The sequence below is a fragment of the Exiguobacterium sp. s138 genome, from assembly GCF_018618775.1.
Taxonomy (GTDB): Bacteria; Bacillota; Bacilli; order Exiguobacteriales; family Exiguobacteriaceae; genus Exiguobacterium_A; species Exiguobacterium_A artemiae.
In genome coordinates this window covers 24481-40716 of record NZ_JACSMW010000006.1, presented here as the reverse complement: position 1 = coordinate 40716, position 16236 = coordinate 24481, and the positions used below count along the sequence as shown (strand labels likewise).

Below are 16236 nucleotides of genomic sequence, written 5' to 3'. Positions count from 1 at the left end.
GACATCTCCATTTCCTAGTACACTAGATGAAAGACTATCGACCGCGAAGGGACGAAATGCCGTGATTCAGCATATCAATAAAAATTCACCACTTCCAATCTACTACCAAATCGAGGCTGCCTTGAAGCAACAAATCGAGGAGGGTCTGTTACAACCCGGCGATTTGATCCCCTCGGAACGCGAGTTTGCCGAAGCCCATCAAATCAGCCGGATGACTGTCCGTCAAGCCATCTCGAATCTTGTTAACGCTGGTTATCTCATTCGTCAAAAAGGACGCGGCACATTCGTCGCCAACAAAAAAATCGTCATGCAACTGTCCGGATTAACCAGTTTTTCCGAAGAGATGGAACATCTTGGTTTGGAACCGGCGAGTGAACTGCTGTCTTATCAAACGATTGCTGCTGAAATGACGATTGCGAATAAACTCGGGATTCGTGAAGGTGCCAAAATTTATGAATTAAAACGGTTACGCATCGCAAACGAACAACCGCTTGCGCTCGAAACCGTCTATATTCCTGAACAGTTGTTACCCGGTTTGAACCAGGACGTTGCCATCACGTCACTTTATGCCTTTGCAGAAGCCAGTGGACTGAATCTTGGTCGTGCCAGTCAAACTTTCGAATCACGTCTCGCGACAAAAGAAGAAGCGCAACATCTCGGTCTGTCGGTCAGTTCACCTGTTTTGTCCGTCGAGCAACTGACTTTCCTTGCCACCGATCAACCGTTTGAATACGTCATCTCCGCTTATCGTGGCGATCGGTACACATTCACAGTCGAAATGGAACGGCAACGCTGAGTCTGATTTGAAAACAGGAGAGAGCCCTCTCCTGTTTTCAAATCAAAAAGCACATGTTTCGAGATACTTTTCAAGAAAGTATCTGAAACATGTGCTTTTTTAGGATCATTCGTCTTAAACGGTTATTGAACCGGCTGCTCGACTGTCGTCGAATCCGTTTCCGACGGTGTGCTTGTCTCTTCTTTCATTGGTGATACTTCTTGTCCTTGCATCGCCTTGGTCAAGTTGGCTTTGACACGATCAAGTTGATTCGGATCAAGATGGTATTCCCATTTCCCGCTGATTCCGATGTATCCTTCACCTGCGAGCTGGTATTCCGTCGTATTACGTAGAGCTGTCGTAAAATCAGCTAAACGGAGATAATCGTTTGGACCTAAATTCGTCTCGACATTGTCGCCTACAGCGTCTAAGATGTCGCGATACGCACCGAGCGAACGGAAACTTGCCGCTTCTTTCGCAACAGCTTGAATGACTTGCATCTGCTTTTGTCCTCGGCCAATATCTCCGAGTGGATCATCATGGCGATTTCGGACGTAAGCGAGTGCCTGTTCCCCAGTCAAATGCTGCAGACCTTTCGGAACAGTGATCGTTCCTGCTTTACGAGCTGAATCCTGTTCTTTGAACGCATAACGCACATCGATATCAACTCCATCAAGCGCATCGATCAACTGAACGAATCCTTGGAAGTTAACTTTAACGACATGGTTGATTTCAATGCCAAGCAGATTTTCAGTCGTCTCACGTGCCAGTTTAATGCCGTTGTATGAACTCGATTTGTCCATCGAACCAAAATAATGCGCATGGGTGATTTTATCCTGCTCGACACCCGTTTTTCCGTACGGCACATCGTACTTAGAGTAATCAATATTGACGAGTGAATCCCGTGGAATACTAGTCAGTACCAATTGCTCGGTCTTCTTATTCAAGACACCGACAATCATGACATCCGATCGTGCCGGTTCCTTGCGTTCTTTACTAGCTTTTGTCTCATCCGTTCCTAGAATCAAAAAAGATTCGGACGGAACATCATCATATTTCGAACTGACTTTCGAACCCGGAATGTTGATTTGTGTTCTCGCCAGAGTTTCCTGCGTCTTTATGAAAACCGCTCCCGCATAACCGGAACCGATAACGGTCAAAAGTAATAACAAGGCAGCGATCACTTTGATGAACATCTTGCCAGCACTCGGTTTCCTCTTTCTTGCTGATCTCGTCTGCATCTGTAAGCCCTCATTTTCATGTAAATTTTCTGTAAAGTTCACTATTCTCCATTATCCCGACTTTTATTAAAATGTCAATTTACGATTCGATTAAGAAGATGTGATTTCACTGTTTTTGCGATGAAACAGCTAAACCAAAATTAAATACAAAACTCGCCTCTTGAGAAGACCGGTCTAAAGTAGTCCGGTCTCATCAAAGACGAGTTGTTGTTTCATTTCATGAAGTTCGTATAGGCAGCTCGGCCTGTTCGTTTCGCTTCGTCCGATAACAAGCTTGCGGCTTCTTCGTCCAGGACAACCATCACATCGGCATGCCGTTGTAAAATCGTTGCCGGGCATGCAGTCGTCGCCGGACCTTCCATCATATCGCGAATCGCCTCCGCTTTTCGCTCGCTTGAAGCCACTAACAGAATCTTCTTCGCTTCCATGATCGTTCCAATCCCCATCGTAATAGCTTCTGTCGGCACATCCTCCAACCGGTCAAAAAATCGTTGGTTGGCAATCCGGGTCGACTCGGTCAGTTGGGTGACGTGGGTTTTGGCATCAAAAGGTGTGCCGGGTTCATTAAACGCGATATGACCATTCGAACCGATGCCGAGCAACTGAATATCGATGCCTAACTTCCGGACAAGCTGTTCATACCGTTCACTCTCTTGACTTGGATCAACTGTATTTCCAATCGGTACATACGATTCTTTGAAGTCGACCGCATCAAACAAATGCTCCTGCATGAACGTATGATAACTGTGCGCATGATCCGGACTGAGTCCGACGTATTCGTCCAAATTGACGGTCGTCACATGCCGACAATCGACTTGATCCTTGCGCCATTCTTCATATACACCGAGCGGAGAGCTGCCGGTCGCAAGTCCGATCGTCAATCCTTCCGGGTGTCTTACAATCTCCTGTTTGAGCAGTTGGTAAGAGACATTTGCCAATTCTTCTGCTTTTTCTACAATCATCCATTTCATCAGTTGTTACCCCTTTCCGTTTGTAAATCGGTGCACTTCCCCGCGGTGAACGGTTTGTTCCACTTTCAAGTCTGCCGTCAATACAACAAAATCAGCATCCTTGCCCCGCTCGAGTCGTCCTTTATGTGTTAAGCCAAATTCTTCTGCCTGGTTGATTGAAGTCATCTGTACTGCTTGTTCGAGTGAACAACCGGTAAAGGTGATGATATTGCGTAATGCCTGATCCATCGTCAGGACACTGCCTGCCAAGTTCCCGCTGGCAAGACGCGCAGCTCCATCCTTGACGTGCACCGTCTGTCCGCCGAGTTCATATTCTCCGTCCGACAATCCCTTCGCTCGCATGGCATCAGTGATGACCGTCAAACGGTCTGGTCCTTTCATCCGGTAAGCAAATTCGACCATCTCTTTCGAACTGTGAATCCCGTCCGGAATGATTTCCGCGTATACCGATCGTTCGAGGAGGCAATATCCGACGGTGCCGGGTTCCCGGTGATGCAAGGCACGCATTTGATTATAGAGATGTGTCCCGTGGGTGACATTGCCTAAATGATTTTGGTCAAATGTCGCATCGGTATGTCCGGCAGATGGAATCGCGCCCGTCTCTCGAACAGCCGCTTCAAAATCACGGGCACCCGACCGTTCCGGAGCGTACGTGACCAGTTTGATCTGATTTCCGGATGCTTGTTGCCATTTTAAAAATTGATCCGCATCCGGTTCGACGATGTATTCCAACGGTTGGGCTCCGGCATAGTCCGGATTGATGAATGGTCCTTCTAGATGAATGCCTTCAATCGTCGTCTGCCGGGAATCGATGACATCTCGCGTGACTTTCAATGCCTGCGTAATCTGATCCCAGTCTTGTGTGATCGTCGTCGCAAAAAAAGACGTGACGCCTTCCGCAAGCATCGCCTTACTCAACCGGTGCATCGCTTCCGCATCCGCATCCATCGTGTCGACATCATATCCACCATGGATATGAACATCAATCATTCCTGGAATCAGTCGTTTCCCTTCAAGATTGATGACGACTTCGTCGCGTGGTGTGTAATCTGACATCTTTCCGATTTCTTGGATGGTCTCTTCAAAGCGGATGAATCCATCTTGAATGACGGTTTGTCCCGTATAAATTTCTGCATGAATCATGCTTGGCATCTTGTTTCTTCCTTTCTCTTTTCAATTCCGACAAGTGATATATCTTCACCATTAGTATACCGTTGTTGATTCTAGTTGTATAGACCTTTATACATTTAATCAACTATGAAAAAGAAGATTCCGGAGTCTAGTCCAGAATCTTCTTTACTTACGGCAATAAAATCCGGTCTTTTTTCTTTGAAATCAGACGTGTCGCTTTTAAAATCGCAATCGTTAACGATTGACGTTTACGGTATGCGAGGTAACGTCCTTCCCACTTCGGATCATATTTTTCCTTATAGCGTCTCAACCCGGTAAAGCTGTACATGTAGCGGATGTTGTTGAATACATCGGCAGCTACACGTTCCTGCCAAAATGATGTTTCGTCCTCACCAACGGATGAGAGCGGAGCCATTCCCATATTAAAGGTATGGTAGCCCTGCTCAGTCGCATAGTCAAACAAGCGGATAAACATGGCATCCATAATCCCGTTCGGACCATCCGGACGAAAACGCATCAAATCAATCGAGAGAACACCTTCCTGATACGCCGGCATGAATGTCATGAAGCCAAGCATCTGCTGATTGGCATCACGCATGATGCCGATCGGCGCTTGATTCAAATAAGACTCGTTGAAATAACCTAATGAAAATCCTTTTTCGAATTTCCCTCCCAACCACTCATCCGAGACGTCACGTAATTGATCCAATAACGCTTCACTAAACGGAGGCGATACGACTTCAAACGTCATCCCTTCCCGTTCAAAACGATTTTTAATGGAACGTAAGCCGGCCCGTTTTTTCCCGGAAACGGTAAAGGTCGTCATGTCGACGATCGCCTCTTCACCAAGCTTAAAGAAATTAAAGCCGAAATCATGATACAACGACATGTTCTGTGCCTGAATCTGATAGATGTTCGGGATATAACCTAAATCCTCGACACGCCGTAAGAAACAGGCAATCAACTGGGAATGCTCTTCCGGATTTCCGCTCGGATCACCAAGCATCATAATCCGGTTTCCGGTCTGACTGAACTGAATAAATGAACGTCCGGATTCGGAGAAGAAAAAGCGTTTATCGCCGAGAAAAGCCAGGTGACTTAAATAATTTCCCCCTTCTTCCGTCAAGACATCCTTAACTTTTTGCAGATCTAACTTTTCACCCAAGACCGGCTGATTAAAGGTATTGAACAAACGAATGAAGACGAGTGTGTAGACAAGTGCAAAAATCGCTGCACTCGCGGCAAACATGAAGATCTCATGGGCAGGATACACCCTTGTCCCGTCAGCCGAACCGAGTGTGTAAAAGGCGTATCCGAAAAAGATGAATCCACCGAGGTATAAAAAACCGGCAAAAGCGGCCCGGATCAGTCGAGTCGTCGTGATCAGCGTCCGTTCACGATGAAAGGCACTTCGTGACATCGTCACTAAAACCAGTACGATCAACACGACAGACAAGGAAATCAAGTTAAATCCGCGCAGTGCCATCCCGATCAAAGCAAAAGCCGAAACACCATAAATCATATACAGCGAACGTTTCGTCCGTCGGTACAGAGACGGGGCAAGCAGTACATACAACAAGCCGGCCATCAAAAAGAAACTGTTCGCAAGCAGCAACAATTCATGCGGCAGACGGGCTTCCAAGTATTCATACTGCGTCGAGTTAGGCGGTAAAATCGCCAACCCCCAAATCGCGATGCCTGCGAGTAACGTAATTAAGGCTAACGTAAAATGTCGTACTTTACTTAAAAAGCGTAACTGAAGCCGCCAAATGACACCACCGACCTCAACAGACGGACCGACAATCGGTTTATCCTCAATCATCTTGACGACCGGACCACTGAACTCACGCGCCGAGAAAATGACGCCGATCACGAATGGAATCAAATAATACACCAGACGATAAATCAGCAATCCGGTAAGGACGATACCTTCTTCGACACCGGCGCGCTGCATGCCAATCAAAAAAACCAAGTCGAACGAACCGAATCCACCTGGCACCATCGAAATCAATCCGGCAGTTGCGGCGATGATGAAAACACCGATGACTTTAGAAAAACTGACATCCGTTCCGAGTGCCGCCAGAATGAAATAGACGACGACTCCCGCACTGAACCATTCCGCCAGTGAGACAAGCGAATAGAGGGCAATGGATGACGGACGGATACTGCTGCTCCCCCGTCGGAAAGTAAACAACAGATAGACCGGGAAGAAAAAGGCAACACCGATGATGACCGGCCATAACCATTTCTTTAAATCCAACACTTCAAACGCCGGAAAAACGTTTAATAAGGATAATGCCGATAAAATCGATAATCCGCTGATCAGTGTCGGAGCCATCCAACCGATGGCTTTCAATAACCGGGTTCCTTCGACGAACGGTCGATAGAGGGCTGTTCTGACGCCCATTCCGGCAAGTCCTCCAAAACCGATGATCCCGTTAAACGAGTTGGCAATCCAAGATGCCCGGAAAATCAGCCCGATCGGAACCTTCACTTGAAGCGAACGCAATAAAAAGAAATCGTAAAAAAACATCGTCGCGACCGCTGCAAGTCCCGACACAATCAATAAAATGAACTTCCAGGACGGAATTTGCTGAATCGCCCGAATCGATTCTTTTAACGATAAGCTTCTTAATTCGTTTTGTCCCTGATAAAAAATGAACGCAATCAAGACAATCGGCAAAATGATTTTCGCCACCGTCAGCAAACGTTGTTTATTGAATCTCATTTCGCGACCTCCTTTGATTTTCTGACAAGATGCATCAGGCGCAACAACAGCAGACTGGCTCCGACAGCGAGTCCGATGATCAAACCCCACCAATATCCGTCTGGTCCAAGTTCCGTAAACCGCTCAAAATAAAATCCGAGTGGCAGTCCGATGACCCAGTACGCGGTAATCGTCAAAATAAATGTGACGTTGACATCCTTAAATCCGCGAAGCGCCCCTTGAGTGGGTGCTGCGACCGCATCGGACAATTGAAAGAAAATCGCTAAAATCATGAAATGAGCCGCCATTTTGATGACCGCCGGATCGTTGCTGTAAAGTGCCGCAATCCGTTCATTTTGAATGTACAGCAATCCACCTGAGAAAAGGGAGACAACCAGGCACAGCAACAGGCCAATCCATACGTATTGAACAGCGTCCTTGACCCGTTTGGCACCCATTTCGAACCCGACCGTGATCGTCAGGGCTGATGCGGCCGAGAGCGGAATCATATAGACGAACGAAGCAAAGTTGATGGCTGCCTGATAGGCTCCAATGACGACATCGCCGTAGGCGCCAAGCAGCAAAGTCACAGCTGAAAAGATACTGACTTCCGAAAAAATCGCTAAACCGATCGGCGCACCGAGCAAGACCAGTTCCTTGATTCTCTTTACATCCGGTCTATAAAAACGACGGAGAATCCCGAGCCGTTGAAACAGTTCGCCTTTTAAGACGACACCGACAACCGCGATACATAAAATCCAGTAGGTGATGGCTGTCGCCACGCCTGCTCCGATGCCGCCTAGTTCCGGGAAACCGAACTTTCCGAAGATAAACAGATAATTGAAAGCAACATTAATGGGTAAAGAGAATAATAATAACGTCATCGTGATGTTCGACTTTCCTAACGAATCAATTAAGGTACGCAGGACAAAAAAGACGAACATCGGAATAATTCCAAAACCTAACATGACGAGATAGATGCGGGCAACATGACGTGCCTGATCCGATAATTCCATTTGGTTCAAAATCGGATTCACGAGCACCAGTCCTAGTACAATCGTCAACACGATGATGACGACGGACACATATAAAGCCTGAATCACAATCCGCTTCACTTCTCGTTCTTTTCGTGCCCCCATTGCTTGGGACACAAGTGGCGCCACGGCTAATAAAATCCCTGTCAATCCTGTGTAAACCGGTGCCCACAGACTGGCTCCGACGCCGACGCCTGCTAAATCAGCCGAACCGTATCGACCTGCCATGACCGTATCAAAAAAACTAATTAAGTAAAACGCTACCTGTGTAACCAGAATCGGAAAGAAAATTTTCATGAACTGTTGAATCTTTCCCGATAGCGTAGTTGTCTCTAACATTGTTCCACCACATTTCAGGGCCATCTGCCCCCTATTTTTATTAAAACATCCAGGTTCGCTCTTTGTTCTACGTAAATTATTTAAGGAGGGATTCATTTGAATCATCGTGATGCGGAAAATCTAACTTTTGAATTACTTGAGACCTGGTCGACATTTAATCATTATGCCGAGGAAGCCCAAACATTTAAAAACCCGGAAGACGTTCACCAGGCGCGGATCCGTTTACGTAAATTAATCACATTCGCGAAGTTGGTGGATCAAACGGAGGAACCGATTTATCTCATTTGGAAACGATTGATGGCTGCGTTCGGTCAAGTCCGGGATCTTGATGTCCAACTTAGTCAACAAGCTGTTACTTCTCCCATTGAACAGTTATTCGCGGAACATCTTGCCTTACAACTACAAGGCAAACGGGCCACGTTACTGGAAACGATGCATCTGTTGATTTCTGATGAACTGGACCGCTCCGTCCGTCGATTTTTAGCCGGCCGGTTAACAAAACAATTAAAACGGATTGATGAAAAAGATCTTCTTCAGACAGCTGAAAAACGATTTGATAAAAAGAAACTTCACTATGAAAAAATTCAGCATAAGGAAGGGAACAAGCGGATTCAGATGATGCATGAGTTACGGCTTGCAACGAAGTTTTACCGCTATACGGTCGAGTATTTACGTCCTTATACCGATTTTCCGAAATCGTCCGTCGACCGGTTAAAACGGATTCAAACCCAATTAGGTGACATCAATGATACGTATAACCGCCTCGAACGCTGGCGTCTTTTCAGCGTTCCTGACGACCAGCTTGCGCAACAACAAAAAGAAATCACCCGTCTTGAGAAAAAGCTTTCGAAACTGCTCGATCAACTGTCGTTTGATTAAGGATGACGCTGGACGAGCAACTCCAGCATCTTCGTTCCGGCAATCGAATTTCCTTTCAGGTCAAGTGCCGGTCCGAAGATACCGATTCCAAGGTCCGCCATGTCGAAGTCACTGCGACCACAGGCCACGATGGCACCCGATACCCCGCTTTTTCCGGGTAACCCGACCTGGACTGAAAATTCACCGGACGCATCGTACATGCCGCATGTCGTCATGATCGCCCGGATAATCCGTGCATTCCGGCGGGAGATGACTTGATTCCCGGATGGTGTTTTTCCGGACTGACTTAAGATTTTCCCCATCATTGCGAGTCCTTTACAATTGGTCAAAATCGCACACTGCTTCGTATAGACATCGATGATTTCTTCCACGTTTCCTTCGATGACTCCATGATACCGCATGAAGTACAGCAGAGCCCGATTTAAGTCGGTCGTCTCGAATTCGGATTTAGCGACCTCTGCGTCGTATTTGACCATATCAAGTTCGATGTCCAGCAGATCGGCAATGAATTGGCGTAACCGGTTCAGCTTATCGGCGGCGTCTTCCCCCGGTAACATGCTCGTCACCGCGAGTGCACCGGCATTGATCATCGGATTAAGGGGTTTCGTCGGGATCGTCTCTTCAAGCTTCGCAATCGAGTTGAATGCGTCTCCCGTCGGTTCCATACCGACCTTCGAGAACACGTAATCTTCACCAAATGTCTCGAGGACAAAGGCTAACGTGATGATTTTTGAAACACTTTGTAAGGTGAACATCGTTTCGGCATCTCCCGCTGATACAAAACTGCCGTCTGCATTACAAACAGCGATTCCAAGCTGGGTCGGTTCCGATTTTGCCAGTTCTGGTATATAACTCGCCACCTGTCCAAGTACGGTATAGGGGCGACATTCAGCGATCAACTCTTCTAGTTGTTGTTGCGTTACGTTCATCGTAGTCCCTCTTCCTGTCGTTTTCATTAGCTTATCATGCTTTTTCGTCACGAGATATGCCGTTGTTCTTTTTAGTTTTCCCTCTCATGAAAAAGGTCGTCTCCCCTCTGACAGTCAGAGGATGAGACGACCTTTTGAACTATACTTTAGCGGATAACCAATTCTGTACCGTCTGTATCAATCGCGACATGCGAACCATCCTGGATGGAGCCACTAATCAGAGCCCGTGCCAGTTTCGTTTCAATCGTCCGCTGGATGTACCGGTTGATTGGACGTGCACCGTATTGTGGTTCAAACGCCTCGTTGAAAATTAACGTTTTTGCCGCTTCTGTTACATCGATTGTAATTTCACGACCGGACAGACGATCTGCCATCTTGCTGACTGCTTTGTCGATGATCCGTTCGATTTCCGCCCGGTGGAGAGGATGGAAGAGGATCGTGTCATCAATCCGGTTCAGGAATTCTGGCCGGAAATACTTTTTCAGCTCTTGACGGACCGCTTCTTCTTCTGCCGCATCAATCTCCCCGTCTTTTGCCGCTTCGAGCAAAATATTCGATCCGATGTTAGATGTCATGATGACAATTGTGTTCTTGAAATCGACCATTCGTCCTTGAGCATCAGTCAAACGGCCATCGTCCAATACTTGAAGTAAAATATTAAAGACGTCACCATGTGCTTTTTCGATTTCGTCAAACAACAACACCGAATACGGACTCCGGCGGACGGCTTCCGTCAATTGACCGCCTTCTTCATAACCGACATAACCGGGAGGTGCTCCGACCAGGCGGGAAACATTGTGTTTCTCCATGTATTCGGACATATCGATCCGAACGATGTGTTCCTCACTGTCAAACATGGCTGCTGCGAGAGCTTTCGCAAGCTCCGTTTTCCCGACCCCTGTCGGTCCAAGGAACAGGAACGAACCGATTGGACGATTCGGATCTTTGATTCCCGCCCGTGCGCGGATGACAGCATCCGAAACCAGCCGGACTGCTTCATCCTGACCAAAAACACGTTCATGCAACGTATCTTCTAAATACAGTAACTTTTCGCGTTCCCCTTGTGCAAGACGGCTGACGGGAATTCCCGTCCACTTCGACACGATATCGGAAATTTCTTCGTCTGTCACAGCTTCCCGGACGAGTTCATGCGAGACGTGTTCCGCTGATTCTTCCGCCACTTTCAACTGATTTTCAAGTGCCGGAATCTGTCCGTATTTGATTTCAGACGCTGTATTCAAATCATATCGTCCTTCTGCTTCCTGAAGAGCGAGTTTTGCTTTTTCAAGATCTGCCCGCAACTGCTGAACGTTTTGGGAACTGTCTTTCTCGCGTTCCCATCGTGTCCGGAGCGCATTTTCGTCTTCCCGGACAGAACTGAGTTCCTGTTGCAGAGTCTCGAGTCGTTTCCGGGATGCTTCATCGGTTTCTTTTTTCAGTGCTGCTTCTTCAATTTCAAGTTGCATGACACGTCGGACTAACGAATCCAGTTCCGCCGGCATCGATTCCATATCGGTCCGAATCATCGCACATGCTTCATCGACTAAATCAATCGCTTTATCGGGCATGAAACGGTCCGTGATGTACCGGTCTGACAAGATGGCTGCCGCAACCAGGGCATTATCATGAATCCGGACACCATGATGGATTTCAAACCGTTCTTTCAGCCCACGTAAAATCGAAATCGTATCTTCGACATCCGGTTCCGCGACCAGCACTTGTTGGAAACGGCGTTCGAGTGCCGGATCTTTTTCGATGTATTTCCGGTATTCATCTAAAGTCGTCGCACCGATACAATGCAGCTCGCCGCGGGCAAGCATCGGTTTCAGCATGTTTCCGGCATCCATCGCGCCTTCTGTTTTTCCGGCACCAACAATCGTATGCAATTCATCGATGAATAACAGAATCTGTCCTTCGGCTTCCTTGACTTCATTTAAGACTGCCTGGAGACGTTCTTCAAATTCGCCACGGTATTTGGCACCCGCGACAAGTGTACTCATATCGAGGCTGAACAACTGTTTGTTTTTGAGACTCTCCGGTACATCGCCCCGGACAATCCGTTGGGCCAGTCCTTCGACGATTGCCGTTTTACCGACCCCCGGTTCGCCGATCAGGACGGGATTATTTTTTGTTTTGCGGCTGAGAATCCGGATGACCCGGCGAATCTCGTCATCCCGTCCGATGACCGGATCCGTTTTACCGGACCGGAAGTCCGCGACAAGATCCCGTCCATATTTCTTCAGGACATCAAAGGTCGCTTCCGGATTTTTTGTCGTCACCTTCCGGTTGCCCCGCATTTCAACAATCGCTTCCCGCAAGACCTGTTCGGTCACACCCTGGCTCCGCAAATATTGTGTCGCCGGACTCGATTGTTTCACAAGACCTAACAATAAGTGCTCGACAGAAACGTAATCGTCCTGCATCAAACGGGCTTCGGTTTCTGCTTCCGTCAACACCTGCAATAAGGAGTTGCTGATTCGCGGCGTCGAAGATTGAGCAAGCGCCGGTAACCGTCCGAGTGCTTCATTGACTCCTGTCTCCAGCTGATCAATCCGTTGGTCGAGCTTCTCAAAAACAATCCGTGCAATCCCCTCTTCTTGTGAAAGCAGAGCCAGCAACAAGTGCCACTCTGTAATCTCACTGTGTCGACGTTGTTTGGCAATGGCTTGTGCCGATACGATGGCTTCATGTGCCCGGTCCGTTAATTTTTCGAAATCCATTTTTCCGTCACTCCTTCACAGATAAACGATTTTCCCATTCTTCATAAAACGATGGTTCCATTTCCGGCAGTTTGACTTCCAGTTGTACCAACAAGGCACCGCGATGTCCTTCCCGGTTACTAAGTCCCCGATTCGGGATACGGAGACGGGACCCGGGTTTTGTGCCGGGCTTGATTTTTAATTTGACACGTTTTCCTTCCAACGTATCTGCCACGACTTCTCCCCCGAGAACAAATACCGTCGGATAGACACGGACAGTCGAGATGACGTCGGTTTCCTGCCGGCGGAATTGCTCATCATCCTTCAGATGAATCGTCACGTACACATCTCCCGCAATTCCTTTACGGTTGCGTTTCGAACTTTTCCCGCGTAACCGGACTTTTTTTCCGTCATACAAATCTTTCGGCAGACTCATTTGAATGGCTCCTGTCGCCAGTCGGATCGTCACCTTGTCATTCTGACTGAGATGACTTAACGGAACCGTCAATTCGAGTTCTTCGTCCGTTTCTTCCGGTTCTTGACTAAAAAATGACCCGAACATATCTTCAAATCCAAACGATTGCCCTGCCGATCCGGTCGATCGGGATTGACGCCCGTTGAATTGGCGGAAAAGATCGTCATAGTCGGCTGACTGTCCATACCCCGCTCCAGCCATCCGTTCATAGTTACTTCCATATTGATCATACTGTGCCCGTTTTTCTTCATCCCCGAGGACATCAAACGCTTCCTGGATATCTTTGAAACGCTGATCCGCACTCGCTTCCTGATTGACGTCCGGATGGTATTGTTTCGCAAGCTTCCGGTATGCGCGTTTGATTTCCTGGTTCGATGCTGTCTTCTCGACACCAAGCGTTCGATAATAGTCTTTCGCCACGCTGATCACTCCCTTAACTTTTTGTTCTGTATCTTAATTATAGAATTGGTCAGCCAATTGGTCAAATATAGTCAAACTTTTTTTGACGATTCTTTTGTTCTTTTCACTTTACGCATTTTCCTCAAACAAGTTTCGCTCCGGGAAACCATGATATACTGACAACTAGCATTATGAAAAAGGAGCGATCAAGACATGGATGGTAAAAAACGCGCCGATGTTAAAATCGGACAACACGTCAGTATCGTATTAAAACAAGACCAGCGGACAGGTAAACGGACGGAAGGAATCGTCAAGGACCTGTTGACCAAGTCGCCGAATCACCCGCACGGAATCAAAGTCCGTCTCGAAGACGGACAAGTCGGTCGGGTTCAGGAAATCTTATAAGACAGCACATGAAAAAGACACCCGTTTTCCGGTCATCATCTGCCGGAGAACGGGTGTCTTTTCGTCAATTACTGGACTCTTCGAGATAACGTAAGGTCACTTCGATTAAAATACGGGCTGCATGCTGCATCGCCTGCTCTTCAAAGTCAAACTTCGGGTGGTGATGGGGATAAAAGGTTTCGTCGCCTGCTCCTGTGAAGAAAAAGGTGCCGGGTACTTGTTGCAGATAATACGCGAAGTCTTCGCCACCCATCGTCGGAGCAATTTCAAAGACGTGATCCGCACCCATGATGTCAGACGCAACGGTCCGTAAAAGGTTCGTTTCTTGCGGATGATTGACGACCGCCGGATATCCTCTTTCGTACGTAAACGAATAGATCGCCCCTGCCGCGTCACACACGCCTTTAATCGTCCGTTCCATTTCGTGGACGATTTGCTCAGCGACTTCCGGATCAAATGTCCGGATTGTCCCGGTCAGTTCCGCACTGTCGGCAATGACATTAAACGTATTCCCGGCATGCAGTGTTCCGATGGTCAAGACCGCTTGTTGAAGGGGATCGAGTCGGCGGCTGACGATACTTTGCAACTCTTTGACGACCGTCGCCCCGAGTACGACGGCATCAATCGTTTCGTGTGGCTTCGCGCCATGTCCCCCGCGCCCGAACAACGTCAACTCGAACTTATCGGCCGCTGCCATGACAGGACCGATCCGGTAACCAATCGTTCCAAGTTTCGTCGTCGACCACAGATGGGTTCCGAAGATGACATCGACACCGTCGAGGCATCCGTCGGCAACCATGTCCCGTGCCCCGCCCGGAACGACTTCTTCCGCGTGTTGGTGAATCAAGACGACGTTCCCTGCCAACTGTTCTTTCTGACGGACCAGAATTTCGGCGACGGCAAGTAACGTCGCTGTATGGCCGTCATGTCCGCATGCATGCATGACACCGGGCACGGTCGACCGGTAATCGACGGTTTTTTCATCCTGAATCGGCAACGCATCAAAGTCTGCCCGCAGTGCGACCGTTTTTCCCGGTTTTCCTCCGCGAATCGTTCCGACTACCCCCCGGCCACCGACACCGGTCCGGACTTCAATCCCAAGCTCCGTCAATCGATCCGCAATGAATTGCGGGGTATCGACCTCATGAAACGACAACTCAGGATGTTGATGTAAATACCGACGCCGTTCGACCATCACTGGAAATAACTGCTCCACCATCTCTTCCACTGTCTGTTTCATTATGTACGCCCCCTATTTTTTACTGTGCAACATCTTGACGCTTTCCCGTGTATACTGCAGCCGTTCGATCGTATCGTCATAATGGACGGCAGCATAGGATAAAAACAACACATCAATCGCAAACAACTGGGCGAGACGCGAACTTAAGGCCGCACTGCGTAACGGCGCTTCCGGCGCCCGTGACGTCCATAAGGCGATATCCGCCAACTGGCTGACCCGGTTATCCCCGAACCGCGTCAAACTGATGACTTTCAGCCCGCGAATCTTGGCAAGCCGGATTAACTCGACGACTTCCTCGGTTTCACCACTGTAAGAAATCGCAAAAAAGACATCATCCGGACTGGCGTTCGCAAGAATCGTCGCGACGAGATGTTGATCCGATTCCTGAATCGTCAGTTTCCCGACGCGTGTCCATTTTTGGGCAGCATCCAGCGCGACGACGTTCGATGCCCCGATTCCGTAAAAGTAAATGGCACGTGCCTGGTCCAAGACGTCCGTCGCTTCGGCAATCCGGTCTTCACTCAATTGTTTCGCCGTATCTTGTAAGGCTTGAATGCTGTTGCTGACCGTCTTTTCCACTAAGTCAGCAGGCCGTTCATTTTTTTCAATATCATGATACCCCTTTAAATCGGTTCGTGCCGTATCCGCTGAAATCCGCATCCGCAGTTCTGGATATCCTTTTAAACCGAGTGCCCGGCAAAAACGGACGACCGCTGCGGCACTTGTTCCCGATTCCTCGGCTAAATGATGAATCGTCATCCCCGCGATTTCATTCATATGCGCTAAAACAAAATCAGCGACTTTCCGCGAAGAAGAAGGCAACTCTTCGTGGACGGCGCTAATCTGTGAAAAAATACCACCTTTCATGCGACCCGCTCCCTTACCATGGATTAAAACAGGCGAATCCAGCGTGTCTCTGCTGATTCGCATGATGCTTCTTTTCTATTATGCGCTTTCAAGACGACTTTCGTAAATCTAAAGAAATCTGACAATAGTAAATCGTTGTTTTGTT

13 protein-coding genes are annotated in these 16236 nt (G+C 48.1%); 3 read left to right on the top strand and 10 right to left on the bottom strand.

All coding sequences use genetic code 11. From position 1 onward, the window contains the following. Positions 1–61: 61 nt before the first annotated feature. The gene (phnF, locus tag KNP91_RS12365; RefSeq protein WP_012369386.1) at positions 62–796 is read left to right on the top strand and encodes a phosphonate metabolism transcriptional regulator PhnF; all 735 of its coding nucleotides are present in this window, start codon (positions 62–64) and stop codon (positions 794–796) included. A 122-nt stretch (positions 797–918) separates the two neighbouring features. Here phnF and KNP91_RS12360 read toward each other — a convergent pair whose 3' ends face one another. From KNP91_RS12360 to KNP91_RS12340, 5 genes are all read right to left on the bottom strand, one after another. Then, positions 919–2016 carry an LCP family protein gene (locus KNP91_RS12360; RefSeq protein WP_214766579.1) on the bottom strand — a complete coding sequence of 366 codons (1098 nt, stop codon included), beginning with the start codon at positions 2014–2016 and terminating at the stop codon, positions 919–921. Positions 2017–2228: 212 nt separating this feature from the next. After that, positions 2229–2987, bottom strand: a complete 759-nt coding sequence (nagB, locus tag KNP91_RS12355; RefSeq protein ID WP_026829284.1) for a glucosamine-6-phosphate deaminase — start codon at positions 2985–2987, stop codon at positions 2229–2231. Between the two features lie 6 nt (positions 2988–2993). Further along, positions 2994–4139, bottom strand: a complete 1146-nt coding sequence (gene nagA, locus KNP91_RS12350) for an N-acetylglucosamine-6-phosphate deacetylase (protein WP_214766577.1) — start codon at positions 4137–4139, stop codon at positions 2994–2996. A gap of 148 nt (positions 4140–4287) precedes the next feature. Further along, complete coding sequence (gene mprF, locus KNP91_RS12345) at positions 4288–6846, bottom strand: bifunctional lysylphosphatidylglycerol flippase/synthetase MprF (RefSeq protein ID WP_214850288.1); 2559 nt, start codon at positions 6844–6846, stop codon at positions 4288–4290. Further along, complete coding sequence (locus KNP91_RS12340; RefSeq protein ID WP_214766573.1) at positions 6843–8198, bottom strand: MATE family efflux transporter; 1356 nt, start codon at positions 8196–8198, stop codon at positions 6843–6845. The genes mprF and KNP91_RS12340 overlap by 4 nt, the downstream gene beginning before the upstream one ends. 96 nt (positions 8199–8294) lie before the next feature. Between KNP91_RS12340 and KNP91_RS12335 the strand changes: the two genes are divergently transcribed. Further along, on the top strand, positions 8295–9077 hold the full coding sequence (locus tag KNP91_RS12335; protein ID WP_214766571.1) for a CHAD domain-containing protein: 783 nt from the start codon (positions 8295–8297) through the stop codon (positions 9075–9077). Here KNP91_RS12335 and glsA read toward each other — a convergent pair. The 3 genes from glsA to KNP91_RS15880 all read right to left on the bottom strand — a co-directional run bounded on the left by glsA (position 9074) and on the right by KNP91_RS15880 (position 13600). Beyond that, positions 9074–10006, bottom strand: coding sequence for a glutaminase A (gene glsA, locus KNP91_RS12330; protein WP_012369379.1), 933 nt, complete (start codon positions 10004–10006; stop codon positions 9074–9076). The genes KNP91_RS12335 and glsA overlap by 4 nt on opposite strands. A gap of 146 nt (positions 10007–10152) precedes the next feature. Continuing rightward, complete coding sequence (gene clpB, locus KNP91_RS12325; protein ID WP_214850285.1) at positions 10153–12726, bottom strand: ATP-dependent chaperone ClpB; 2574 nt, start codon at positions 12724–12726, stop codon at positions 10153–10155. 7 nt (positions 12727–12733) lie between these two features. Beyond that, positions 12734–13600 carry a DnaJ C-terminal domain-containing protein gene (locus KNP91_RS15880; RefSeq protein ID WP_214850283.1) on the bottom strand — a complete coding sequence of 289 codons (867 nt, stop codon included), beginning with the start codon at positions 13598–13600 and terminating at the stop codon, positions 12734–12736. Positions 13601–13792: 192 nt separating this feature from the next. Between KNP91_RS15880 and KNP91_RS12315 the strand changes: the two genes are divergently transcribed. Then, the gene (locus tag KNP91_RS12315; protein ID WP_012369376.1) at positions 13793–13984 is read left to right on the top strand and encodes a YwbE family protein; all 192 of its coding nucleotides are present in this window, start codon (positions 13793–13795) and stop codon (positions 13982–13984) included. Between the two features lie 64 nt (positions 13985–14048). Here KNP91_RS12315 and KNP91_RS12310 read toward each other — a convergent pair whose 3' ends face one another. Both KNP91_RS12310 and KNP91_RS12305 read right to left on the bottom strand, forming a co-directional pair. Then, entirely contained in the window at positions 14049–15224 is a 1176-nt protein-coding gene (locus KNP91_RS12310; RefSeq protein WP_214850281.1) for an amidohydrolase, read from the bottom strand. Positions 15225–15236: 12 nt separating this feature from the next. After that, positions 15237–16091: a MurR/RpiR family transcriptional regulator gene (locus KNP91_RS12305; RefSeq protein ID WP_214766567.1), complete on the bottom strand. Its 855-nt coding sequence runs from the start codon at positions 16089–16091 to the stop codon at positions 15237–15239. Positions 16092–16236: the final 145 nt, after the last annotated feature.

Coding starts and splice junctions, on each gene's coding strand:
- nagB (WP_026829284.1), bottom strand. CDS start 2,987: ATGAAATGGATGATTGTAGAAAAAGCAGAAGAATTGGCAAATGTCTCT.
- clpB (WP_214850285.1), bottom strand. CDS start 12,726: ATGGATTTCGAAAAATTAACGGACCGGGCACATGAAGCCATCGTATCG.
- KNP91_RS12360 (WP_214766579.1), bottom strand. CDS start 2,016: ATGCAGACGAGATCAGCAAGAAAGAGGAAACCGAGTGCTGGCAAGATG.
- nagA (WP_214766577.1), bottom strand. CDS start 4,139: ATGCCAAGCATGATTCATGCAGAAATTTATACGGGACAAACCGTCATT.
- KNP91_RS12340 (WP_214766573.1), bottom strand. CDS start 8,198: ATGTTAGAGACAACTACGCTATCGGGAAAGATTCAACAGTTCATGAAA.
- mprF (WP_214850288.1), bottom strand. CDS start 6,846: ATGAGATTCAATAAACAACGTTTGCTGACGGTGGCGAAAATCATTTTG.
- KNP91_RS12310 (WP_214850281.1), bottom strand. CDS start 15,224: ATGAAACAGACAGTGGAAGAGATGGTGGAGCAGTTATTTCCAGTGATG.
- KNP91_RS12305 (WP_214766567.1), bottom strand. CDS start 16,091: ATGAAAGGTGGTATTTTTTCACAGATTAGCGCCGTCCACGAAGAGTTG.
- glsA (WP_012369379.1), bottom strand. CDS start 10,006: ATGAACGTAACGCAACAACAACTAGAAGAGTTGATCGCTGAATGTCGC.
- KNP91_RS12315 (WP_012369376.1), top strand. CDS start 13,793: ATGGATGGTAAAAAACGCGCCGATGTTAAAATCGGACAACACGTCAGT.